Below are 22,808 nucleotides of genomic sequence, written 5' to 3'. Positions count from 1 at the left end.
TCTCTTGTGTTCTTCGCCTATGAAATTTTTTCGCGCTTTACCATTCCACCAATATCTAATATCAGACTAATACTGCCGTCACCCAAAAGCGTGCATCCCGCTAATCCTTCCACCTGCCTGATATTTTTTACATAGAGAGGCAGTGCCTTTACAACCACTTGTTGCTCGCCGATAAGTTCATCCGCAAATAGGCATACTATATTGCCTTCGTTTTCAACCATAATAATAATTCCATCCGTAAAACCATTCGTACGAGTATCCACTTTAAATACCTGACTAATACGTAAAATTGGAAAACATTGCCCTCTCACCATAATCATTTCGTTTCCATCCGGATCAATGATAATATCTTTTTCCCTAGGCTTAAATGATTCTTTTATCGCGGTAATTGGAATCGTATACCGGGCATCTCCTACTCCTATATTCATAGCGTCAACAATTGCCAATGTAAGAGGTATCCTCAGCGAGATTGTTGTCCCTGCGCCCGGAATACTATCAACTCCTACCATACCACCGATGCTAGTAATATTTTTAGTAACTACATCCATACCAACGCCTCGACCGGAGAATTCAGTCACTTTATCGTTGGTAGAAAAACCTGGAGCAAAAATAAAGGAATATATTTCTTTATCAGTCATCTCATTCCCGGGCTTATGCAATAAGCCATTATCTCCAGCGCGTTTGAGTATCTTGTCCCGGTTCAATCCGCGGCCATCATCCTTTATTAAAATAACAACATCGCTGCCATCATGCTTCGCTTCTAACGTAACTTTGCCGTTTGCCGGTTTTCCCGCTGCCATCCGTTCCTCGCCTGATTCAATCCCATGGTCAACAGCGTTGCGAATGATGTGCATTAACGGATCTGATATATGTTCGATAATATTTTTGTCAACTTCCGTTTCTTCACCGACTAAATCCAGTTGAACTTCCTTGCCAAGTTTTTTACACATATCGCGAATTATTCTATTCATTTTTTGGAAAGTAGCAGCAAGCGGCAACATCCGGATCGACATCACAATATCCTGCATCTCCCCGGTAATTTTCTCAAGCTGCCGTACCGCTTTAGCAAAATTAGTAAGAGACAACCCCCGCAAATCAGGATTTTGTATCACCATAGCTTCTGCTACAACCAATTCACCAACTAAATCCATAAGCGTATCCAATTTAGCCACATTAACACTGATCATACTCGGCCCGCTATTGGAAACAGCCTTTTTGTTCACATTAGTGGGCTGTTGTGCAATTGGGTTGCTGGTTTTATCAGGGAAATCATCCAAAATAATCTGCTTTGGCCGTGACTCTTGTTTCTCGGTTACCGCACCGTCAATCTCTACTAATTCTAAGGTTTTAAGAAATATTGTCTTTTCCAGTAATTCATGTATTTCACTATAAGTACGGCCAGATGAAAAGAATATCTTAAATCCTTCTTTGCGAATAATTTCTGCCGTCGCATCGTCTTCCATAATATTTTCCGGTATGTATTTAATATCCTCGGCAATATCGCGCAAACTAGGGATAATAGTGTATGCCCGAATATTCTCCATATCGCAGTCATCTTCAAAAAAAACTGTCACCATGAAAAGCTGCTTTTTTAGAGAAACTGCCTTCTTGTCCTGACTGATATAATATTGTTTTTGACTGGGTATTGTATTTTCCTTATCCACCGGCTGTACGCTCGGATTCACTTTTTTTAACTCATCAAGAAAACTGTGTGTTTGATCAATTAACGAGGAGGCGTTGCCATCTGCATTACTGCCACTCCTAATCTTGTCAATCTCATTCTTAATAAAATCGCCACTTGCCAAGATTAGATCTGATAGTATCATGCAATCTACGTTCTCTGGCTTACCCTCACGCAAATAATAAAATACATCTTCAACACAATGAGCAAGCTGTGCAATAGTATCAAACATCATCATTGCCGCTGCCCCTTTGATGGAATGCATAATACGGAAAATCTCATTAATCGCAGTTGCGTCATAGCCGTCGCATTTTTCGCTGTCAATTACACTTTGCTCTAATTGCTCCACAAGTTGAGTGGTCTCAAACAAGAATAGCTCCAGCATTGGTTCCATTGTAGATTCATCTGCCACAATAATCATCCCCTTTGATGACTCTTTACCAAGCCACAACTTTATTAAGAGTTTCTAGTACTTTGGCTTCTTTAAATGGCTTTACAATGAAATAGTTGGCACCGTTCATAATTGCCTCCTTAACAAACCGCTCCTGCCCCATGGCGGAAACCATGATCACTTTAGCATCCTGATCATATTCCTTAATCTTTTTCAACGCCTCCAATCCTGACATTTCAGGCATGGTAATATCCATTGTAACAAGATCGGGTGCACATTCCATGTACTTTTTTACCGCTTCAACTCCATTCTCGGCATTACCAATAACCGAAAACCCGTTTTTCTCCAAAATTGATTTCAAAGCCATCCGCATAAAAAGCATATCATCAACAACCAATACTGTTTTCATTTTTTTACCCTCCAGTTTATCATTTTACTTTAGACTACAAAGCGCCAAGTATCATATTTATAGCCATTAGGGTTTTACTTCGTAAAGAAAAGTTACGTCCGTTTAAACGCCACTCCAAACAAATGTTTCCGAATGTTCCAATAATAATATCTGCTACTATGCCACTATCAATTTCAGGATTAATCTCACCCGCTTTCTTTCCTTCCTCAATCACATCCTTTAAAAAATTTTTACGACTGCAAAGAATGCTTTTAATCTTATCAACAAAGTCTGGTTCGGATAACAGGACACCATATATTTGTGTCACGGCAGTAATGGCCGGGTAATTTTCATAATAGGTTACATAGGAATCTACCAAAAATACGATTGCCTCCTTCATTTTTAGACCTTTTAATTTGACTGACTGAAATATATCGGAATCATACTTTGAAAAATAGTCTAACACGTCAAGAATAATATCACTTTTCGACTTAAAATGTCGAAATAATGTTCCTTCTGATATACCTTGTCTTTTCGCAATCTCACGTGTTGATAAGCCTTGAATACCAAGATCATCAATTATTTCAATAGCAGTTAAAATAACATTTTCTTTTCGATGGAGAAACTTATTTACATTATTACTCATTATCTATGTCCTCACCTTATCGAGCGAGTGATTACTCGCTTTTAAATTTATTTTATGACTATTTCATTCCATTGTCAAACAAATTTTGTCAAATTAGGTTATTTTTTTGTTAAATTTTACAGCAAAGTACCAGTTTTGCTAAAAATTCAATTTTAAACACACTAAAAAACCGTGCAAAGCTTTCAAAGCCTTGTACGGTTTTTATAGTCTTTTATGTTAGTATGATTCTAATAATTGCATAAAGCGTCAAAAAATTTCTATATTAATTAGCCTCATCATATTCTATCCAGCAGGTATTTTCCCCTTGGCTTTCGTGCTTATCATCTTTCATGCCAATCTTGCCACCCATTTTATGATAAAAAGCCAACGCATTCCGATTTTCAACATTACATTCGTTATAAAATTTATTGATATGATTTTCTTTGCAATACGTTTTGAGCATAGTAAATGCCTGCGTTCCGATTCCTTGACGCTGATATTTCGGTAATATGTAAAGGGATTTTAAGCATATTTCAAAATCTTTATATGTCCCTAGCAGATTTTTTCCATAAATAAAGTATCCAACCGCTTCTTTACCATCTTCAATAAGATATACTTTCAATTGAGGATTTTTTATCTGCATCAAATCTTTTGGATAATATCTATCAAAATCATACTGGTCAATGATTTCATCAGGATAGATTCCTCGATATGTTGTATTCCATGCTTTCTGCCTTATTTCCGTAATTGTCTGTGCATCTTTTTCTGATGCCAGTCTAAAAATTACCATAACTATTTCTCCTAAACTAATTGTAATTTTCACATTTTTATAATTACAATGGGATCAATGGAACGAAAAGACCGTACAGAGCTCCACAAGCCTTGTACGATCTATGTTTTTTCTGGTGGGACATGCTAATTTCGAACCCGCGATCCTCTTGAATGTGAATCAAGACTCCCGCCTAAATTAACGATATTTTCAGCTATGCTGAAATGATCTCACGCCCATAAATCAGTAAGGGTTTTTTTAATGAATTTGCGGATTTTATCAATACGCTTAAGCACATCTTGCAGCTTGTTGCCATTGATAAGAACCAGGTCTTCCATTTTGCTCCGGTATTGGGCGAATTCTTTCTCCACTTCATCAAGAACATCTCTAAGCTGTTGAACAGCAGGTTCAAACTCGATAATGGCCGAAGGCTCAATCTGCCAACTACGGCCAGTCAATGTGACCGAATCACCATACTTGGGTATATAGGTTGGTATGTTAAACTTGTCAGCAATAAGTGCCGCAAATGGCTCCGACATTTCTTGTTCACCATGAACAATAAAAACAGTAGCCGGTTTGCTCGTAAAATTGCTTAACCAGGTTGTTAGCTGCTCCTTATCAGCATGCGCGGAAAAGCCCTCAAGGTTAGCAATCCTGGCCTTGACAGTAATTTCTTCGCCCATAATTCTAACCTTTTTAATGCCTTCTAATAATCGCCGCCCTAAGCTGCCTTGCGCCTGGTACCCAACAAACAACACGGTGCTCTCTGGTCGCCACAAATTATGCTTCAGGTGATGAAGAATACGTCCTGCATCGGCCATGCCGCTCGCTGAGATAATAATGGCGGGATGGTCCAAATTGTTAATGGCTTTGGATTCCTCGGCTGTCTTGGCAACAGTCAATTGCGGAAATTGTAAAGGATGCTCCTGGCCTTTATACAACAGATCATAGGCTTCGCAATCATATTCCTGTGAGTTCTTTAAGAAGATCTCTGTAGCTGAAATAGCCAGTGGACTGTCAATAATTACCGGAATTTTGGGAATCAGACCGCCTTTAAACAAAGTATACAAATTGTAAAGAAGAGTTTGCGTACGACCAACAGCAAATGACGGGATTATGACATTACCACCTAGCTCAATCGTTTCATTAATATATTGAGCTAATTTTTCTAGCGGGTCACTCGGATCATGAATCCGATCCCCATAGGTTGATTCAAGAATAAGATAGTCAGCCTGCTCTATGATAGCCGGATTCCGAATAATTGGTTGGTCAGGCTGACCCAAATCTCCGGAAAATAAAATTTTCGTAGTCTCGCCGTTTTCTGCTGCCACAATCTCCACCATGGACGAACCTAATATGTGGCCAGCCTCCCGAAAGGTAAGTGTCACCTCGTCTGATATTTTTATCGCTGTATCATAAGCCATCGGTGAAAATTGTTGCAAGCAGTTATAAGCCTCATCTACAGTATACAGCGGCTCGACCGGTTTGCGTCCGGCCCGCTGTCCCTTCCGGTTAGCAAGCTCAGCCTCAAACTCTTGAATATGCCCACTGTCAGGTAGCATAATACTAGATAATTCGGCAGTTGCTTTAGTCGCATAGATGGTTCCTTTGAAACCTGAATTGCACAGGCGAGGCAGCAAACCGCTATGATCAATATGAGCATGGGTTAGAAATACAGCCTCGATATCTGCAGGATTATAGAGAAATGGCCGTCTGTTGAGGGCAGTAATCGCCTTGGAGCCCTGAAACATGCCGCAATCAACTAAAAACTTTTTTTGCCCGACTTCCAAAAGATAAGAAGATCCGGTTACCATACCTGCGGCTCCCAAAAATGATAAATGCATAAGCTTGTCTCCTTTTTCAACTTTTATGCTATCTTTAATTTTCTAAATTCTACATTTGTTCTCTTTCCCCTGCAAAAAATAGTAAAAACCGGGGCATTATTGCTCCCGGTTCCTTGTTGATATTAATTATATGGTAGTTACGCTTCGCCCAATATCCGTACTTCAGGATGGAGAGAAACGCCAAACTGCTTATAAACACTATCCTGAACCTTGTTGATTAAAGCCAGCACATCCTGAGCAGTTGCACCTCCGGCATTAATAATAAAACCTGCATGCTTTGTAGAAACCTGCGCACCACCGACACTAGTTCCTTTCAGTCCGGCTTTTTCAATTAACGTACCCGCAAAATGACCATTAGGACGTTTAAAGGTACTGCCCGCACTTGGCATTTCAATTGGTTGTTTGGTTTGACGCTTAGCTGTGTAGTCGTCAAGTCGTACGCGAATCAAGTTATTTACACCATTTGAGAGCGCCAGTTCTACTTCACAAATAAGACAGCCATTTTCCTGGAATACACTATGACGATAACCAAACTTTAGTTCTTCCCCTGCAAACCGCTTTAACTCGCCGCCCGCACATACTGCCGTGACAGCCTGCACCACTTGGCTCATCTCACCTTCGTAGGCACCGGCATTCATAAAAACTGCACCGCCAATACTGCCTGGAATGCCAATAGCAAATTCAAACCCTGTCAGATCATGTTGGGCAGCATACTTGGATACCGCTGCTAAAAGCGCACCGGCACCAGCAACGACAGTATGACCGTTATGCCGGATACAGCCCATCTCAAGACCAAATTTCAAAACCAAACCACGGATTCCCCGGTCCAATACCAATACATTAGATCCATTACCTAACACTGTAACAGGTATGGCAAACTGTTTAGTTATATGTAAAATCGCAGCCACCTCCTGAACTGAAGCAGGCAGTGCAAGATAATCAGCCGGACCACCGATGCGAAAAGTAGTGTGTTTAGACATAGCTTCATTAACTAGCAGTCTTTCCGGGGGAATAGCTTTATTCAATTCGGCAGCAAAATCCACATTTCTACTAACCAACATCTCATTCTTTGCCAAATAAATCCATTCCTTCAGCGACCGCATCGCCAATTATTTTATAGATATCTGCAGCAAGCTGCTGAAAACGCATGTGGGCGTGAATAAAGTCTCTAGCTTTAGTATTTAGAACAATAAGCTCATACATTTTTTGGAGTTCCTGAGATTTCTCTTTATTTTCCGGGTTACCAGCCATTAGATCATATTCAGCTGCCAGCTTTTTCTTAAAAAAATCGTGCACCATAGTTTTGCTTGTTGTGTCATTATCAAGATTTTTCTTGGCAGCTAAAAAGGCCTGATACTCCTCAGAATTTCTCAGCGTCCTCCCTAATTCGTGAGCTTTATCATGTACAGTCATGAAGATTCCTCCAGTTCACCATCTATTTTATGCGTTATATTCAGCATGTATACACTAAAAATCCTTCTTCACCATTGCCAAATAATAATCCTGCATCGTTTTGGCATCTTTAGCCTGGGTACCTGCTGACTCGCAAATAATCCGGGGGGTATACCCTTGATCTGCGATGACAGTTAATAACGGTTCATACGGCGGCCCATAAGGATCGCCAAAACTCCAATGCCGTTTTTCGCCCGCCCTGGTAAACTCAATAGGGCTGAAATGGATATGCAAATTTTTTGCCGCCTCAGCCCCCAGTGCTTCGCCTATTTTTTCAAATACAGCAGCAAACTCTGCACTTGTCGTGTATAGACCACCTGTCACAGCATGCATATGACCAAAATCAACTGCCGGCCGGACCCGTTCATCCAGCTTACATAGCTCAAGTACTTCTTCCAGCGACCCCAGCTGATTTTGCTTACCCATAGTTTCTGCCAACAGTTGCGAACCTGTTAAGCCCTGCTCTTCAGCTTGCTCTAGAACCTTGGCAAACAAATGCTTGGCCCGCTCCATAGCCTGACGCCTGTCGGCACCTTTACCAGGGCCGCCAATATGAAACACAATCCGGTCAGCTCCCATCCATTTGGCTACTTCCAATGATCGCAAAAAGTGCCGCTGCGTGTTACTTGCAGTAGTCTCATCTTCAGTAGCCAGACTAATATAATACGGCGCATGGATACTAAGCTTAGTGCCATATTGAGCGGCCTTCTGTCCCACCAATTCAGCCGTAGGCTGCTTGATAGTAACCCCTCGACTGCATTGATACTCATAGGCCTTAAGTTCCTGGCCTGCTAACCATTCCGGCATGTCGGCCGAAGCCTTATATCCAGACTCATAAAACGCATCTGGATTTCCTGCCGGTCCAAATTGTGCAAACATCGTATCACCATCCTAAAGGCTTTGCTACCTCAGTCCCGGAAACTCCTGTTGCCTAAGTGCTTCATATACTGCAATAGCCACCGCGTTCGACAAGTTAAGCGATCTGGCATCTTCGATCATTGGAATGCGGATACAGTTATCTGGATTGGCATTCAGCAGTTCCTGCGGCAACCCGGCAGTCTCTTTGCCAAATACCAGCAAATCATCACTCTGATAAGCAATATCACTATGGCGTTTACTGGCTTTAGTTGTATTAAAATAAAAATTATGTCCCTGATATAGCTTCACTACTTCGGCAAAATTCTCGTACACATGCACTTTGACTAAATGCCAATAGTCAAGCCCGGCCCGTTTTAAATAGCGGTCTTCAATAGAAAATCCTAATGGCTTTACCAAATGTAGTTCGCAGCCAGTGGCCGCACACAATCTTGCGATATTACCTGTATTGCCGGGAATCTCCGGTTCTACCAGTACAATATGCATCAAAATCACTCCAATTATACAATATCTGTCTTTTTCGCCGCTGCTTCAGGGCTTCAGGGCTTCAGGGCTTCGGTGCTTCGGTGCTTCGGTGCTCATTGCCGGTTTGCAACATAATAACAGCCAGTACTACAAGCAGCCCACCCAGCATTTGCAGCAAGCCCATAACCTCATTCAAAAAGAAATAGGCAACAGCAGCAGCAATTACCGGTTCCAAACAAGCGGTAATACCAACATTGGTCGGCGATAAGAAGCGTATGCCGAAAAAATACAACAAAAAAGGTACCACTGTCGAAAATACAGCAATATAAGCAAAGAGCCACCAATTTTCAGCAGTTATAGTCCCCTGGCCCCAGGCTTCCGGTGATACCAGCCACCAAAATAAGCCGGCAAAACCAAACGAATAGGTTACAGCCGTCAGTGGATGGTAACTTCGTACTGCCCGCCGGCCATATACTGTGCTAAATGCCATTGACATAGCCGCTAATAAACCGCTGGTAAGCCCTAGCACACTAATCGAATCCCCGCCGCCGGCATTAAGCATAATCAAAAAACCACCGAAAGTGGCTAAAACAATAGCCATACCACGCCTTATACCTAACCGCTCTTTTTCGAATACAACAGCATAAACAGCCATAAATACGGGTGCCAGATACTGCAAAAAAACAGCGGTAGCTACATTTGTTAGGCTAATGGTATAAAAATAAAAAAACTGCAGCAGTGCCATTCCCCCTGTACCCAGCAGCGCAAAATACGCAATCTCCCGGCGTGGAATAACAAGCAGCCGTCTATTGTAAACAAAAAGTCCTAGTAGCATTAATAAAAATGCCAAAGTCAGACGAATCTTCACCAACAGAAAGGGCGTAATATTTTGGTTAAATAACGCTTTGGCTGCCGAACCACCAATACCCCACATACAGGCAGCAGCAATAACGGCCAAATAACCGTACACTTCTTTGCGCATGGACAACTCCTTAGTAAAAGATCAAAGTAAACTCTATTCTACACCAAAAGCAAAAATCCTACCCCTTGCAGCTGATTTTTGATATACTCACGCAACACAACTCATACATTGTAGAGAAATACCACTGGTAATATCATAAACAAAAGAGGGAGGATAAAAATGGCTGAAGGAAAAATCAGACATCTGTTCCCTGGCGGCAATACTCCCCAAGGCTTTTTTTCTTATTATGATTATGTAATACCCATTGATGCAACACGCATTTTTTTACTAAAAGGTGGGCCTGGTGTCGGTAAATCCACTTTTATGAAAAAGATTGGGCAGACACTTGTTGAACATGGTTATGATGTTGAACATCACCATTGTTCCAGTGACCCTAATTCCCTTGACGGGTTGGTCATACCAGCGCTCAGAGTTGCCTTAATTGATGGCACTGCTCCTCATATTGTTGACCCTAAACATCCTGGCTGTGTTGATGAAATTCTCAACCTTGGCGAATATTGGAACGAAACTAAGCTAATTCATAACAAAACTGAAATAATAGCCTATACCAAAGAAATTAGCAGGCGCTTTCAGCGTGCATATCGTATGCTAAAGGGTGCCAAGGCAGTCTATGACGATTGGGAAGCCGCCAACTGTGAAGCCATGAATTATAATCTGGCTAACCAAAAAGCTGCAAGTATTATCGAATCAATTTTTAGTAATATAACCACTGTTGGTTACGGCAAACAGCGGAAACTTTTTGCTTCAGCCATTACACCTATTGGCCCGGTAAATTATATCGATTCTATCAGTGCCGGCTTCGCAAAACGTTATATTATCACCGGCTTGCCTGGTACCGGTAAAGCAACCCTGCTGGCTAAGGTTGCCGATACAGCCATAGCCAAGGGGCTCAATATTGAAGCCTTTTTCTGCCCGCTTGACCCGCTTAAACCAGAACACATCCTTATTCCTGCCCTGGATACAGCCCTCATAACCTCAACCCCGCCGCATAACCAAAGTTTTACCAACGCTACCGCTGTCATTGACATGAATGATTGCCTTGATACAGACATCACCTTCCGGTTAGAGCCGGTAACTGATTATGACCGAACGACTTTCTGGGAGCTTTTTGGCAAAGCAGGTGCTTATATCCATGAAGCTAAGAAGCTGCATGATGAACTTGAGACTTACTATATACCCAATATTAATTTTAACGGTGTCGATGTGCTCAGAGTAAAAACGTTAGCACGCATATCCGGTTATGCAGCTGAGCAGTGAACCCGTTTCAGCAAAGCTGAACCCTGTAAGTCACAACTTATTTCTCAACTTAGGCCCTTAGCAATCCCAGCCGCGTTAATAGCTGCGATAATTTGGCACCCAAGAAGGGGATTCTGCTAATATCACGATCTGTCAATCCACCAAGCAGTAGTAGAACAACGCTGTAAATGACGGCCGCTAAACACATAACCCCAAATGTCGCAATAGCAGCACTAACTCCGCCTGCTACCGTGAATTGATAGATAACATCAATACTTGCCCCCATAACAATGGCTGCAAGGACACATTTCCATAGTTCCTGCCAGTCCATGCACAAACCCGTGTATTTGGCAACAAAATATAAATTTAGTAATGCAGCAACACCAATATCGGCATTAGTCGCCCAGCCAGCCCCTTGTATCCCCAGACTGGGTATAGCCGTCAGATTCCAATTTAACAGGACTTTGGCTGCAGCCGCAATACCCATATTGATTACCGGCAAAACAGTATAACCCATCCCCTGTAAAACCCCTGTTGTTATCTGATGAATACCTAACAGGTATACACCAAAAGAAAGTACTTGCACTACTTCCCCCGCCTGGGGCGCATGGTATATAAAGGCCGCAATTGGGGTTCCCAGCACCCACAGCCCCGCAACAGCAGGAATTGTCACAATATTGCCAAGCCGCATAGCTGAAGCTGCCCGTTCACGAATTTGCCCGATATTTCCCAATGCCTTGGCCTCAGACACAGCAGGCACAATGCTTGTCGCCAGCGCTGCCGTAATAACGGTTGCAAGGTTAACCAGCGGCACCCCCATACCTGTCAAATAACCATATAATTCAGTAGCCTGCTCGACAGTATACCCAGCTACTTCCAGCCGGACAGGAACGATCAACATATCTAAATTAGCCACCAGTGGCAGCATAATACTGGCTAATGAGACTGGCAATGCCAAGACTACAATGCGCCGCACAATACTGCCTGGAGCTTCCTGCTTCCGCTCTATTGGGCCTGCATGAAATCGTTTGCAATTGCGCTGTAGCCGCCAGTAGTAATAGAGTAATACACACAGTCCGGCTGCTGCTCCGGCACCAGCGCCCATACTTGCACCACCAGCAGCATATTCAATACCTCTGGGAAGCAGCCAAATAGCAAATAACAGCATGGCTCCCACGCGAAATAGCTGTTCTACAATTTGGGACACAGCAGTGGGGGTCATGTTTTGCCAGCCCTGAAGATAACCCCGGAAACTGGAGAGTAACGTAACTAAAAAAACAGCCGGTGCCAACGCCAGTAATGCGTAATAGGCCCGTGGGTCACGAATGACCTGATATTCAATTAACCAACCGGCACCAAAATAAACTAACGTACTTAAAGCAAGGCCTGTCACTGTAAGAATAGACAGCGACAAATAAAAAACCCGGTTAGCTCCCCGGTAATCTTGAAAAGCAACTTTTTCGGCGGTAATAACAGAAATAGCCACCGGAATACCGGCAGTTGACAGACTAAGCGCCAATAGATAGATAGGAAAGGCCATTTGATAGAGGCCGATCCCTTCCCCACCCAACACGCGCGACAGAATGATCCAGTTGAGCGAGCCAATAACTTTTACGACAATACCAGCAACTGTCAACACAAGAGTTCCTTGAAGAAGACGGTTAGGCTTACATATTATTTCCTGTTGCTTCATATCCTGAGCTATTCATCCCTTCCCCAAAATCGGTCTTCAGTCCAGTATACTAATTTTGGTCAGACTGTGTCCTGTTCTTCCAAAAGTAGAATACTGCAACAGCGATAAGCAAAATTGCAACTATCAGACTAGCCTCATGACCCATCGTATTTAACTCGCGCCAATTTTCGCCCAACATTTCGCCGGCATAAATTAAAGCCACTGTCCACGGAAGAGAACCCAACACGGTATAAAGCATAAATTTACCTAGATTCACTTTGGCAAACCCGGCAGGCAGCGAAATAAAGGTACGGACAATGGGTAATAACCGGCTGAAAAAAGTTGCTTTCAGCCCATAGCGGTCAAACCATCTTTGCGCAGTATCAACATGTTTTTTAGACAAAAACATGTATTTCCCATACTTAGTAACAAAAGGTTGTCCACCGTAAAACCCAATCAAATAAGCAACAATCGAGCCTAGCAATCCGCCTGACACCCCAGCAATAACACTCATAGTAAACTCCAGCCTGTCAAGATATACCAGATACCCTGCAAAACCAAAAATAAGTTCACTGGGGACAGGTATGCATGCACTCTCCAGCGCCATGCCGATAAAAATCCCGGTATAACCCCAAAGAGCAATATAATCGATTACAATTTGAAAAACCTGTTCCGCGACAATCGCCTCCTTCGCTTCATATTCTACCATGATTTAGTAGTAAACTGCAAAAACCGCTATTCAAAAAAGAACAGCGGTTTACCTTCTGATTTGTATTACTAATAAAATGTGGTAATATATATTTATATTTCTACTCTATAAATACTATTAGGATTCGGCAGGTGTACACGTTGAAACGATTTTTTATTATTATGGCTCTAACCATTTCCCTGCTTTACGTATTAGAGGTCTCCGAAGCTGTTGGCCTTAAAAGTTTTAAACCACAGCTGGAAATTAATCATATGTCCAATGAATATATTTTACAATGGCAACGATTACCTTATTTTGCTTATTATAAGGTAGAAGCTTTGAGTGTTCCTCCTGACAACGACGCTGAGCAAGCCACTGATACAGAGCTAATTGCCAGCTATCGCACTTGGAAAAGTCAAATGCCAATTGACGAAAATTTCCCTTTTCGCACCTACTGGCGCGTATCAGCCCAAACTCTGTTTCATCAGCCGATAGGCAAATACTCTGACTACATTAACCTAACACAAACCATCAATGGAATGGCCGCCGACTTTAACAATGTAAAGCCAGAGCCCACCTCCTTTTACCCGGACAATGCCCCAGCCTCTATCCGGCCAATGCTAACCTGGACGGTAGTATCAGGCGCGGTATACTATGAGCTCGAATTTTTAACAGAACCACCGGAAAACCCCAACGATGTTTTTTCATCTGACAAACAGGTTCTCTTAACCCGCGAGGTGTTTACCAATGGCTATAATGCTGATTTATCCTGGTATGATGGCAACCGTATCTTCTGGCGCGTCCGCGCACTAAATAATCACGGCAACCCCCTAGGCGTTTTTTCTGATGCCACTGAACTTTACCTTAACCGCGATATAATCCCTGTCACCAGACCGCTGGTCAATGAGCACAAACCGAGCAGCCTACCAGCACCACTCTATCCCGCCTATTCCCTGATACCCGTATTGGGAGCTTTAAGCCATGAAGTTGAGCTTACCCGTCAACCACCGGAAAACCCTGGTGGCATTGAACCCTCCCAATACCGTATTTGGAGTCAAACAGTCACCGGCTTAAACGACTGTTATGACGACCAGCCTCGTATTATTCCCGGAAAATACTATTGGCGGGTACGTGGTATTGATGCCGCCGGTAATCCGGTCGGCGGCTATTCCGACGCCGCTGAATTTAGCGTTGACTTGAGCCGTGGACACTATGCAGCCACCTTTGGTGACAGTATTACCCACGGCGGCGGCGCAATCTCCTATTCACCAGCCGATTTTGATTACAGTTATCAAACCTATCTTAATTTTCCCGCTGTCAATCTTGGTAAAAGCGGTGATACTACGGCAGCTATGTTAGCAAGATTTGATCAGGATGTATTACCCTTCAAACCGAAATATCTACTAATTCTGGGTGGTACCAACAGCCTGCGTGGCGGTATCCCTGCTGCTCAAGTCATTACTGAGCTTACAGGTATTCGTGATAAATGCCTGACAAATGGCATTCGACCTATCTTTTTAACCTTGCCACCAATCAACCCGGATGCAATTAATGATGTCTTCCATGAAGAAACAGTTACCAATTGGCGGGAAGAGTTTGATGCTGTCAATCAATTTATCCGGCAGCAGCGTTACTTTATCGACCTTGAACCTCACTTTCTTGACAGTAACCGTGAGCTTCCGGATTATTTGGCTATTGACGGCTTACACCCGGATATTGAAGGCAAAAAACTCATAGCACAAATTATAAATGCTCATTGGTCAAGGGTTGTTCGCTAGCAGCCTGTTCCAGTAGTAATAACTCATCTCGCCGCTGTTTGGCATTAGAAAAAAATTTATGAATACTTTCCCTGTCGCCTTGACGAACCGCTGCCGCAACCTGGCTGACAATTTGACTAAATTTATCTAAACTGTCGGCAATTGGTTCAACATTTGTCATGCAAATATCAGCCCACATATCAGCATTGGAAGAAGCAATGCGTGTTGTATCCCGAAAACCGCCGCCTGCCAGTTTGATACTGTTTTCCTGGTCTTGCAAATACGTAAGCAAGTTTACCAGCGCGGCAGCGCCAATATGTGGTACATGACTGATTAAAGCAGTACACCAGTCATGCTCGGCAGCATTCATTTCCGTGACTCTGGCCCCTGTCCAGTTAACCACCTGCCGTACTGCTTCTACAGCTGCAGCGTCCCCATCCCTTGTAGGAGTAAGTATATACCACTTATCATAAAAAAGTGTGTCAACGGCAGCTTCAATGCCACTTTTTTCACGCCCGGCCATGGGATGACCGGGAACATAATGAACACCCTGCGGTAATACTGCCGCAATTTCTTGTATTAGATAGGTTTTAGTACTGCCTGTGTCTGTCAAAATAGCACCTGGTTTTAGATAGGGTGCTATTTCTTTTATGAGCGTCGCTATTTGCAGCACAGGCGTACATACAAAAATCATATCGGCACTCGTTATACCGGTTTTATAATCAGCAGTAATCCGGTCAGCAGCGCCGCATTGTTTGGCTTTGAGCATTGACAATTCGTTCGTGTCAATGCCCGTAACTTCAACCTTCTCCCCTTGGGAGGCTTTGATGGCCAAACCGAGCGAACCGCCAATTAACCCCATACCGATGATTGCAATCCGCTTAATTGCTGGCTTCATGCCATTTTCCTGCCAACTGCTGTAGCAATAATACCCACTTCATTCATCAGAGCTTGGAAATTAACAGGAGTCAGCGACTGGCTGCCATCAGACAAGGCCTCTGCCGGGTTAGGATGAACCTCAATCATTAAACCGTCAGCCCCGCCTGCCACGGCTGCTTTAGCCATAGGTTTAACCAGTTTCCATACGCCTGTGCCATGACTGGGATCGACAATCACCGGCAGATGACTCAATTGTTTAAGTGCTGCTACCGCACTCAAATCCAACGTGTTGCGGGTATAATCCTCAAATGTCCGGATACCACGTTCGCAAAACATAACATTAAAATTGCCTTCACTCAATATATACTCGGCAGCATGCAGCCACTCATTGATAGTTGCCGCCATCCCACGTTTTAACAGCACAGGCATACCGCTTTTTCCTACTGCCTTTAGCAGTTGAAAGTTTTGCATATTGCGGGCACCGATTTGTAATACATCGGCATAGGCACTTACCACCGCTACGGATTGGATATCGACAACCTCGGTTACTATTTTTAGCCCAGTCACCTCCCGGGCCTCGGCCAACATTTCCAGCCCCTTTTCTTCAAGCCCCTGAAAAGAATATGGTGAAGTCCGCGGCTTGTAGGCACCCCCTCGCAAAAACTGAGCACCAGCTGCTTTAACAATTTTTGCTGATTCCAGCAATTGCTCTCTGCTTTCCACTGCACAGGGACCTGCCATCACTATCAGATTAGTACCGCCAACAAGTACCCCGCCAATATTAATCACTGTATCTTCGCTCTTGACTTCCCGGCTGACCAGCTTATAACCGGCAGTAACAGATATCGCCTTCTCTACACCAGCCATGGCCTCCAAAGGTAGTTGAGCCATTAATTTTTTTTCACCAATCAGGCCAATAATTGTACGTAATTTTCCTTCTGACAAATGTACTCTTAATCCAGCGTCCATTACCCGGGCAACCACGTTGTCAATCTCTTTTTGAGTAGCTGCCGGGCTCATTACAATAATCATAGTTATCTCCTCCTAAAATTTTCGAAAATAAAAAAAGCCCCATCCCTTAACAGGGACGAGACTTTACTCGCGGTACCACCCTGCTTGCTTAAAAATAGCAAGCCACTCTTTTCAGGTACAGGACATTCCGATACCCTAGCCTCTGATAACGGTGACATCCGGCGCGGTCTACTTGGAATCTATCCGTTCAACCTGCTGCTCACAGGTGTATTTCAATAAGCACGCCTACCGGGTCACACCACCCCCCGGCTCTCTGATAATAGCGCAGCCAATTTACTTATCCCGTTCATTGCATTTATATATGCTGTTGCCAATGAATATATCACACATCAAAATTTCTGTCAATAGCTTTAGTTATTCTAAAGTTTTTTGGTTCGTTAACTGCATTAGCGCCTGAGCCAGCTGGTCAGGACAAGAAGTTGCTTTAGCGCCACATCTTATCCCTTTTAATTTAGTAATAACCGCATCGACTGTCATTCCTTCTGCCAGCCGGCTTACGCCCTGTAAATTACCAGGGCAGCCTGATTGAAAATAAATTTCCTTTACGATATTGTCTTCTACCAGGAACTCAATCTTTTTTGAACACACACCGCTGGGTATGTAAGTATTCATGTTCCGCTCTTCCTTCCTACCTATGGATTATGGAAACATTATAGCATACAACCTGTGTGTTGACATTAATTTTTTATGCCCGGCGGGCAGCATCAATCAAGGGCGGTACAACCTGTTTTTTACGTGACATAACGCCAGGCAAATACCAGGTACCATCTGGACGTCCTTCGCCAAAAGCGGCGGCTATCAGTCCTGCCGGCTGCCCGTAATAGAGCAAATATGTTGCCTCATCTACTATGCCCGTAATAAGCAATATTGCCATATTATACGGCTCTTTATTGCAAAGGGCCTGTAATGCAGCTTCCAGTTGACTTTGTTGCTGAAGCACACCTTCCGGATCCATAACTGAGAGTTGACTTATGGCAACATAATACTCGTCAATCTGAAATTCCTTCAAATCGGCAGTCACAATATCAGCCGGTGTCAGCTTATCAATGACTGAACCAGCTTTCAGCATCGTCATACCAAAATCCTGAATAGTAAGCCCAACAATTTGGGCTAGTTTATTGGCCGTATCACAGTCTTTTTTCGTTGCTGTAGGTGATTTAAAAAGAACGGTATCAGAAATGATGGCAGCTAATAACAAACCGGCAATCGACTTAGGTATTGGTACACTGCGCTGCCAGTGCATATTGGTCACAATAGTAGCTGTCGACCCTACCGGTTCATGCCTGATAAATATTGGTTCACTGGTCTCTAGTCCGCCCAACCGGTGATGGTCAATAATTTCAACAATTTTGGCTTCTTCTATTCCGTCTACTGCTTGTGAACGTTCATTATGGTCAACCAAAATAACCTGATCACGCTCAGGCACAATCAACCGGTCCCGATCAATAAGCCCCACCAGGTTTCCTGCCTGGACAACTGGATAATTGCGGTAGCCGGTACGAATAATACTATTTTTTATATCAGAGACCAGGTCCTCAGGTTTAAAAGAAGCAACATTAGTTTTCATGATGTTCCGCACCGGAATACTCTGGTTGATCAAGCGTGCACAGGTATAAGTATCATGCGGTGCTCTAATGATATAGGTGCCTGCCGCCTGAGCTGCAGTTTCCACCTCAGGTGCAACCTCAAAATCACCGGTGACAATTAGGCAGGATACACCAACCTCAATACAAGCCAGTTGAGCCTTGGTACGATTGCCTACCAGAACGATATCACCAGGCTTAATGACTTTAGTCATCGTCTGGGTATGAGATGCAGCAATTTTCACACGCCCCTCAATGATCCGTGACAATTCCCCACCACACACAAGTGTGCCATTAAGGCAGCGTAAAATTCCCGCATAGTTAACACCCGTTTCCCGTAAATCCTGCATACCCAGTTCACTGACATACCGTTCAGCCAAATCGCTAACTGTGACTATTCCTACTAGCTTGCCGTCATTTTCAACAACAGGAATGGATTTCAGATTATGGGACTGAATAAGCTGACCAAGCTTCCGCAAGGTATTCCAGGGATGAATTGTTATAATGTTTTCATGCATTACATCCTTGGCCCTGGGATATATGTCTAAAATAAGTTGTGGCGGCTGAACACCAAAAAATTCTAACACATATTTGGTCTCGGCATTAATCTTTCCCGCCCGTGCCGGAACTACGTGCTCGCCCAAGGCTGTTTTTAGATTCGCATACGCAACTGCTGAGCAAATAGAATCCGTATCAGGGTTGCGATGACCAATAATATAAATTGGTTTGGGCAAGCTCTTCTCAACTCCTCAATCAATGTATTAAGGTCTGGCACATTCACCAGCTTCCCCTTTCATAATGGCTAAGCCATGATCAAGTGCTGGCAAAATAACTTCCAAACATTCGCGTACCCCCTTGGGACTACCAGGAAGATTGATAATGAGCGTTCTGCCACGTAACCCAGCTACCGCCCGTGACAACATAGCCCGTGAAGTTTTTTCCAGCGACTTAGCCCGCATAACTTCCGGAATACCAGGAACTTGTCTGTCAATTACTGCCAAAGTAGCTTCTGGCGTTACATCCCGGGGCCCAAGCCCAGTGCCACCGGTAGTAAGAATGATATCTATTTTTACATTGTCAGCCATGTTAATCATAGCCTGACTAAGAACCTCACGCTCATCAGGAACAATTACATACTGCTTTACCTCGCCAAGCTCGGCCAGTGTCTCCGCAATAACCTTACCGCTCAAATCCTCGCGTTCACCGCGTGAACCTTTATCACTGGCTGTGATAATGCCAATACTATACATTTTCGATCACCTCAATTGTGTCACCCTTAGCTACCCGTCCGCCAGTCACTACGATCGCAAATATGCCTTCTTTAGGCATAACACAATCACCAGCCTGGTAGTAGATATTACAGCGGTTGTGACACTCTTTACCAATTTGACTGACTTCCATTAGTACATCACCAATCTTTAATTTCGTCCCAATAGGCAACGCTGGTAAATTAATTCCCTCAGTCGTCAAATTTTCAGCAAAGTCTCCCGGATGAACATCCAGCCCTTTTTGCCGCATTTTTTCAATGCTTTCTATAGCTAAAAGACTAACCTGGCGGTGCTGGAACCCGGCATGGGCATCTCCTTCCAAACCAAGTCCGAATAAAAGATTAGCCTCCCCGACATTTTTCTTGCGTTCGCCTTTATTTTCGCTGGTGGAAACTGCTACAATCTTTCCCTGCATGGTTTAGTCCTCCCTTACAAAATTGCCGCTTTTACCGCCTGACTTAGCACGTAGCCGGACATATTCAATAGTCATCGCCTTATCTACTGCTTTGCACATATCATAGATCGTCAAGGCAGCTACTGACACGGCTGTCAAAGCTTCCATTTCCACCCCAGTCTTGCCGGTGGTTTTTACTATCGCCTTAATATTAATAGCATTGGCTGCGTCTTCAATGGTAAATTCAAGGTTAACGCCAGTCAGCAAAAGCGGGTGACACATGGGAATTAAATCCCATGTCCGCTTGGCACCCATTATCCCTCCTACTTGAGCTACTCCTAAAACATCACCTTTGCCCATAGCACCTTGTTTCACTAGCGCAAGAGTAGTTGGCTTCATAGTAATCCGGCCTTCAGCCACAGCTTCCCGTTTGGTCTCATCTTTAACAGTTACATCTACCATAAGCGCCTTACCGGCGTGATTAAAGTGTGTTAATTCTTCCATGACTACCTCCACCATTAGTAAAATATCTTTTATCTATTTAACTCATCCACCAATTTGCGACATTTTCCGAAAAAACTGTGTTGGTTCATCCGGGTTTGTTAAGGTATGGCCCTGCGGCTTTTTAGCAATAGTCTGATAAAAAAGTTCGGCAATTTCATCGTCACTGGCACCATTGCGCAGAGCAGTCTTAACATCAATCTCCTGATTAGACAATAGACAAGGCTTGAACTTTCCGTCAGCAGTCAGGCGGACCCGGTTGCATACACTACAAAAATGTTCAGAAATCGGGGTAATGAAACCAAATGATCCTTTGGCCTGTGGCAAATTATAGTATTTCGCCGGACCATTGCCGCAAATATCAATAGTGGGCTTTAGCTTTCCCCGCCCAAAACTATTAATCATAGTCTTAATCTCTTCAATACTCGGTCCAGGACCAGTCGCGCTTTCGCCTATCGGCATGTATTCGATGAACCTGACCGATACCGGCTCACGGTGTATAATATCAACAAAATAAGCAATATCCTGTTCAGTAATCATATTCGTAAGTACAATATTTAGTTTAACCGGCGTCAGTCCCACCGCCAAAGCGGCTTCAATCCCCTGGAGTGTCTGGGTAAGATCACCGCCGCGGGTAATTTGCCGAAATAGTTTGGGATTAATAGTGTCAAGACTAATGTTAACGCGTGTCAAACCGGCTGCTTTTAACTTTCCTGCCATAGCTGCCAACAGACTGCCGTTCGTCGTCATTGATATATCTGTAATGGTTTGTAATGCGGTAATGTCGCGGATAAATTCAACAATACCTTTACGAATAAGCGGTTCGCCACCGGTCAAACGGATCTTCCTTACTCCATGATTGCTAAGAATTCGTATAATCCGTAAAAATTCTTCATATGACAGAATTTCGTCATGGCTGAGCATTTTTACACCCTGTGCCGGCATACAATAAACGCAACGAAAATTACATCGGTCAGTCACAGAAACCCGCAAATATTGGATTTGTCGGTTATAGCTGTCAAACATACCACTCACGCCTTTGCTGTTTACTTATTTAATACCTTTACTTCTAGAAAATCGGCCATAGCGGCAGGATCATCAAGCGCAAAATGTGGTATTGTCTCATATACAACAGTATCCGAAACCACGGCCAAAAGTTCCGGTTTCACGCCAAGCGGAGCATTAATGTTCCCTTGACGATATACTTCAATTTTACACTTTGTTTCCTGCTTATAACCTTCGGTAAAAATAATATCCACACTGTCTATGTAACTAGCCACTTGGTCAAGCGACAGTTCTTGGTCAGTCTTTTTTATCATGGCCATTTTATGTGGTGAAGCTATACACACTACATCAGCACCAGCTTCTGCATGCCGCCAGGTATCTTTGCCTGGCTTATCTATCTCAAAGTCATTGTGATGATGCTTAATAACTGCAACTTTATAGTCTCGCCGCTTGCATTCAGTAACTAATTTTTCCAAATATGTTGTTTTTCCGCTATTTGATCGCCCTACTACAGATATTATCGGTATCATTATTCTCTCCTTAAAAGGTGATTCTTAAAGCAACTTGATTATCAGCAAAAACCGATCAATTACTCTATATTATGAAAAGTTCTTCATCTGACCCAATTAACCTTCCTCAAAAATTATTATTTACAAATTTTTCTCACAATAACAGCGTTTATCACAAAGGAAAAAAGTGGAAATATTGCATATTCCTCTACCTAATTAGAAACCCTAGACAAAGTATGACCATATTTACTAAATATATATACAAAAAACGTCCGTGGCAAATTTTCATTGACACGGACCGCTTTTTTATAATTTTTTAACCATAGCAATCTCATCACAATTAGGGAATTTAGGACAATTAATACATTCTTTCCACATCTTATGAGGCACGTTCTCTTTTGGCACTTCTTCAAAATCCAATTTGGCAAAAAAACCCGGTTGGTAGGTTAAAGCAAACAAGGTTTTAATACCTAGTTCTCTAGCCTCTTCTGTTAATATTTCAACAATTTTAGTACCTACCCCGGTCTTTATCTTGCTAGGATGGATAGCCAGTGCCCGTATCTCAGCCAGTTCATCCCATATCAAATGCAACGCGGCAACACCAATGATTTGCCCATCTTCTTCAGCCAGGATGAATTCCCGCAGACCTTCATACAGGGTATTGCGTGCCCGCGCCAGCATCAACCCCTGTTCAGCATAATCATTAATTAATTTAAGGATGTCTTCCACATCACTAAATTTCGCCTTACGAAAAATCATATTCATTCCCCCAATTTTTTGTATCATTATACATCCAGGATAATATTTATAC

24 protein-coding genes and 1 other annotated feature are annotated in these 22,808 nt (G+C 43.2%); of the genes, 2 read left to right on the top strand and 22 right to left on the bottom strand.

Annotated features, from left to right (window positions below; genetic code table 11):
- Positions 1-17: 17 nt before the first annotated feature.
- The 10 genes from AC1ECB_RS08140 to AC1ECB_RS08095 form a co-directional block, all read right to left on the bottom strand.
- Positions 18-2,093 carry a chemotaxis protein CheW gene (locus tag AC1ECB_RS08140; RefSeq protein WP_485668233.1) on the bottom strand — a complete coding sequence of 692 codons (2,076 nt, stop codon included), beginning with the start codon at positions 2,091-2,093 and terminating at the stop codon, positions 18-20.
- 25 nt (positions 2,094-2,118) lie between these two features.
- Positions 2,119-2,481, bottom strand: a complete 363-nt coding sequence (locus tag AC1ECB_RS08135) for a response regulator (RefSeq protein WP_485668232.1) — start codon at positions 2,479-2,481, stop codon at positions 2,119-2,121.
- A 34-nt stretch (positions 2,482-2,515) separates the two neighbouring features.
- On the bottom strand, positions 2,516-3,106 hold the full coding sequence (locus tag AC1ECB_RS08130) for a TetR/AcrR family transcriptional regulator (protein WP_485668231.1): 591 nt from the start codon (positions 3,104-3,106) through the stop codon (positions 2,516-2,518).
- A gap of 262 nt (positions 3,107-3,368) precedes the next feature.
- Positions 3,369-3,875, bottom strand: a complete 507-nt coding sequence (locus AC1ECB_RS08125) for a GNAT family N-acetyltransferase (RefSeq protein ID WP_485668230.1) — start codon at positions 3,873-3,875, stop codon at positions 3,369-3,371.
- Between the two features lie 209 nt (positions 3,876-4,084).
- The gene (locus AC1ECB_RS08120) at positions 4,085-5,698 is read right to left on the bottom strand and encodes an MBL fold metallo-hydrolase RNA specificity domain-containing protein (RefSeq protein WP_485668229.1); all 1,614 of its coding nucleotides are present in this window, start codon (positions 5,696-5,698) and stop codon (positions 4,085-4,087) included.
- A 137-nt stretch (positions 5,699-5,835) separates the two neighbouring features.
- Positions 5,836-6,759, bottom strand: a complete 924-nt coding sequence (gene murB, locus AC1ECB_RS08115) for a UDP-N-acetylmuramate dehydrogenase (RefSeq protein WP_485669299.1) — start codon at positions 6,757-6,759, stop codon at positions 5,836-5,838.
- 1 nt (position 6,760) lies between these two features.
- The gene (locus AC1ECB_RS08110) at positions 6,761-7,111 is read right to left on the bottom strand and encodes a YlbF/YmcA family competence regulator (RefSeq protein WP_485668228.1); all 351 of its coding nucleotides are present in this window, start codon (positions 7,109-7,111) and stop codon (positions 6,761-6,763) included.
- A gap of 54 nt (positions 7,112-7,165) precedes the next feature.
- Positions 7,166-8,029, bottom strand: a complete 864-nt coding sequence (locus AC1ECB_RS08105; protein WP_485668227.1) for a TIM barrel protein — start codon at positions 8,027-8,029, stop codon at positions 7,166-7,168.
- 24 nt (positions 8,030-8,053) lie between these two features.
- Complete coding sequence (gene trmL, locus AC1ECB_RS08100; protein WP_485668226.1) at positions 8,054-8,512, bottom strand: tRNA (uridine(34)/cytosine(34)/5-carboxymethylaminomethyluridine(34)-2'-O)-methyltransferase TrmL; 459 nt, start codon at positions 8,510-8,512, stop codon at positions 8,054-8,056.
- A 61-nt stretch (positions 8,513-8,573) separates the two neighbouring features.
- Positions 8,574-9,473, bottom strand: a complete 900-nt coding sequence (locus AC1ECB_RS08095; RefSeq protein ID WP_485668225.1) for a DMT family transporter — start codon at positions 9,471-9,473, stop codon at positions 8,574-8,576.
- 159 nt (positions 9,474-9,632) lie between these two features.
- Between AC1ECB_RS08095 and AC1ECB_RS08090 the strand changes: the two genes are divergently transcribed.
- A complete protein-coding gene (locus tag AC1ECB_RS08090) occupies positions 9,633-10,730 on the top strand; it encodes a PRK06851 family protein (RefSeq protein WP_485668224.1) in 1,098 nt (365 codons plus the stop codon).
- Between the two features lie 49 nt (positions 10,731-10,779).
- On the opposite strand, the gene AC1ECB_RS08085 is transcribed toward AC1ECB_RS08090, so the two are convergent.
- Both AC1ECB_RS08085 and AC1ECB_RS08080 read right to left on the bottom strand, forming a co-directional pair.
- A complete protein-coding gene (locus AC1ECB_RS08085) occupies positions 10,780-12,402 on the bottom strand; it encodes a putative polysaccharide biosynthesis protein (RefSeq protein WP_485668223.1) in 1,623 nt (540 codons plus the stop codon).
- A 49-nt stretch (positions 12,403-12,451) separates the two neighbouring features.
- On the bottom strand, positions 12,452-13,090 hold the full coding sequence (locus AC1ECB_RS08080; RefSeq protein WP_485668222.1) for a DedA family protein: 639 nt from the start codon (positions 13,088-13,090) through the stop codon (positions 12,452-12,454).
- Between the two features lie 131 nt (positions 13,091-13,221).
- Here AC1ECB_RS08080 and AC1ECB_RS08075 point away from each other — a divergent pair, with 131 nt between their 5' ends.
- On the top strand, positions 13,222-14,847 hold the full coding sequence (locus AC1ECB_RS08075; RefSeq protein WP_485668221.1) for an SGNH/GDSL hydrolase family protein: 1,626 nt from the start codon (positions 13,222-13,224) through the stop codon (positions 14,845-14,847).
- On the opposite strand, the gene AC1ECB_RS08070 is transcribed toward AC1ECB_RS08075, so the two are convergent.
- From AC1ECB_RS08070 to AC1ECB_RS08025, 10 genes are all read right to left on the bottom strand, one after another.
- Positions 14,813-15,724 carry a prephenate dehydrogenase gene (locus tag AC1ECB_RS08070; protein ID WP_485668220.1) on the bottom strand — a complete coding sequence of 304 codons (912 nt, stop codon included), beginning with the start codon at positions 15,722-15,724 and terminating at the stop codon, positions 14,813-14,815. The genes AC1ECB_RS08075 and AC1ECB_RS08070 overlap by 35 nt on opposite strands.
- Positions 15,721-16,737 carry a 3-deoxy-7-phosphoheptulonate synthase gene (gene aroF, locus AC1ECB_RS08065; RefSeq protein ID WP_485668219.1) on the bottom strand — a complete coding sequence of 339 codons (1,017 nt, stop codon included), beginning with the start codon at positions 16,735-16,737 and terminating at the stop codon, positions 15,721-15,723. The genes AC1ECB_RS08070 and aroF overlap by 4 nt, the downstream gene beginning before the upstream one ends.
- A 48-nt stretch (positions 16,738-16,785) precedes the next feature.
- Positions 16,786-17,036, bottom strand: a binding site (T-box leader).
- A gap of 55 nt (positions 17,037-17,091) precedes the next feature.
- On the bottom strand, positions 17,092-17,349 hold the full coding sequence (locus AC1ECB_RS08060) for a TIGR03905 family TSCPD domain-containing protein (protein WP_485668218.1): 258 nt from the start codon (positions 17,347-17,349) through the stop codon (positions 17,092-17,094).
- 73 nt (positions 17,350-17,422) lie between these two features.
- Positions 17,423-19,054 (bottom strand): putative manganese-dependent inorganic diphosphatase, encoded by a 1,632-nt coding sequence (locus AC1ECB_RS08055; protein WP_485668217.1) that lies wholly within the window; start codon positions 19,052-19,054, stop codon positions 17,423-17,425.
- A 27-nt stretch (positions 19,055-19,081) separates the two neighbouring features.
- On the bottom strand, positions 19,082-19,570 hold the full coding sequence (locus AC1ECB_RS08050; protein WP_485668216.1) for a MogA/MoaB family molybdenum cofactor biosynthesis protein: 489 nt from the start codon (positions 19,568-19,570) through the stop codon (positions 19,082-19,084).
- Complete coding sequence (locus AC1ECB_RS08045) at positions 19,563-20,003, bottom strand: MOSC domain-containing protein (protein ID WP_485668215.1); 441 nt, start codon at positions 20,001-20,003, stop codon at positions 19,563-19,565. Before AC1ECB_RS08045 ends, AC1ECB_RS08050 begins: the two co-directional genes overlap by 8 nt.
- A 3-nt stretch (positions 20,004-20,006) precedes the next feature.
- The gene (gene moaC / locus AC1ECB_RS08040) at positions 20,007-20,486 is read right to left on the bottom strand and encodes a cyclic pyranopterin monophosphate synthase MoaC (RefSeq protein WP_485668214.1); all 480 of its coding nucleotides are present in this window, start codon (positions 20,484-20,486) and stop codon (positions 20,007-20,009) included.
- A gap of 42 nt (positions 20,487-20,528) precedes the next feature.
- Positions 20,529-21,509: a GTP 3',8-cyclase MoaA gene (gene moaA, locus AC1ECB_RS08035; RefSeq protein WP_485668213.1), complete on the bottom strand. Its 981-nt coding sequence runs from the start codon at positions 21,507-21,509 to the stop codon at positions 20,529-20,531.
- Between the two features lie 20 nt (positions 21,510-21,529).
- A complete protein-coding gene (gene mobB / locus AC1ECB_RS08030) occupies positions 21,530-22,018 on the bottom strand; it encodes a molybdopterin-guanine dinucleotide biosynthesis protein B (RefSeq protein WP_485668212.1) in 489 nt (162 codons plus the stop codon).
- A 285-nt stretch (positions 22,019-22,303) separates the two neighbouring features.
- The gene (locus AC1ECB_RS08025; RefSeq protein WP_485668211.1) at positions 22,304-22,756 is read right to left on the bottom strand and encodes an N-acetyltransferase; all 453 of its coding nucleotides are present in this window, start codon (positions 22,754-22,756) and stop codon (positions 22,304-22,306) included.
- Positions 22,757-22,808: the final 52 nt, after the last annotated feature.

Source organism: Sporomusa sp. 246TCP1 (assembly GCF_057319775.1).
Note: the sequence above shows the minus strand (reverse complement) of the source record. Positions and strands in the feature narration are given on the sequence as shown.

Bases quoted from the DNA above. Each gene is read 5' to 3' on its own strand.
- AC1ECB_RS08135 (WP_485668232.1), bottom strand. From the start codon at position 2,481: ATGAAAACAGTATTGGTTGTTGATGATATGCTTTTTATGCGGATGGCT.
- AC1ECB_RS08130 (WP_485668231.1), bottom strand. From the start codon at position 3,106: ATGAGTAATAATGTAAATAAGTTTCTCCATCGAAAAGAAAATGTTATT.
- AC1ECB_RS08125 (WP_485668230.1), bottom strand. From the start codon at position 3,875: ATGGTAATTTTTAGACTGGCATCAGAAAAAGATGCACAGACAATTACG.
- AC1ECB_RS08120 (WP_485668229.1), bottom strand. From the start codon at position 5,698: ATGCATTTATCATTTTTGGGAGCCGCAGGTATGGTAACCGGATCTTCT.
- murB (WP_485669299.1), bottom strand. From the start codon at position 6,759: ATGTTGGTTAGTAGAAATGTGGATTTTGCTGCCGAATTGAATAAAGCT.
- AC1ECB_RS08110 (WP_485668228.1), bottom strand. From the start codon at position 7,111: ATGACTGTACATGATAAAGCTCACGAATTAGGGAGGACGCTGAGAAAT.
- AC1ECB_RS08105 (WP_485668227.1), bottom strand. From the start codon at position 8,029: ATGTTTGCACAATTTGGACCGGCAGGAAATCCAGATGCGTTTTATGAG.
- trmL (WP_485668226.1), bottom strand. From the start codon at position 8,512: ATGCATATTGTACTGGTAGAACCGGAGATTCCCGGCAATACAGGTAAT.
- AC1ECB_RS08095 (WP_485668225.1), bottom strand. From the start codon at position 9,473: ATGCGCAAAGAAGTGTACGGTTATTTGGCCGTTATTGCTGCTGCCTGT.
- AC1ECB_RS08090 (WP_485668224.1), top strand. From the start codon at position 9,633: ATGGCTGAAGGAAAAATCAGACATCTGTTCCCTGGCGGCAATACTCCC.
- AC1ECB_RS08085 (WP_485668223.1), bottom strand. From the start codon at position 12,402: ATGAAGCAACAGGAAATAATATGTAAGCCTAACCGTCTTCTTCAAGGA.
- AC1ECB_RS08080 (WP_485668222.1), bottom strand. From the start codon at position 13,090: ATGGTAGAATATGAAGCGAAGGAGGCGATTGTCGCGGAACAGGTTTTT.
- AC1ECB_RS08070 (WP_485668220.1), bottom strand. From the start codon at position 15,724: ATGAAGCCAGCAATTAAGCGGATTGCAATCATCGGTATGGGGTTAATT.
- aroF (WP_485668219.1), bottom strand. From the start codon at position 16,737: ATGATTATTGTAATGAGCCCGGCAGCTACTCAAAAAGAGATTGACAAC.
- AC1ECB_RS08060 (WP_485668218.1), bottom strand. From the start codon at position 17,349: ATGAATACTTACATACCCAGCGGTGTGTGTTCAAAAAAGATTGAGTTC.
- AC1ECB_RS08050 (WP_485668216.1), bottom strand. From the start codon at position 19,570: ATGTATAGTATTGGCATTATCACAGCCAGTGATAAAGGTTCACGCGGT.
- AC1ECB_RS08045 (WP_485668215.1), bottom strand. From the start codon at position 20,003: ATGCAGGGAAAGATTGTAGCAGTTTCCACCAGCGAAAATAAAGGCGAA.
- moaC (WP_485668214.1), bottom strand. From the start codon at position 20,486: ATGGAAGAATTAACACACTTTAATCACGCCGGTAAGGCGCTTATGGTA.
- moaA (WP_485668213.1), bottom strand. From the start codon at position 21,509: ATGTTTGACAGCTATAACCGACAAATCCAATATTTGCGGGTTTCTGTG.
- mobB (WP_485668212.1), bottom strand. From the start codon at position 22,018: ATGATACCGATAATATCTGTAGTAGGGCGATCAAATAGCGGAAAAACA.
- AC1ECB_RS08025 (WP_485668211.1), bottom strand. From the start codon at position 22,756: ATGATTTTTCGTAAGGCGAAATTTAGTGATGTGGAAGACATCCTTAAA.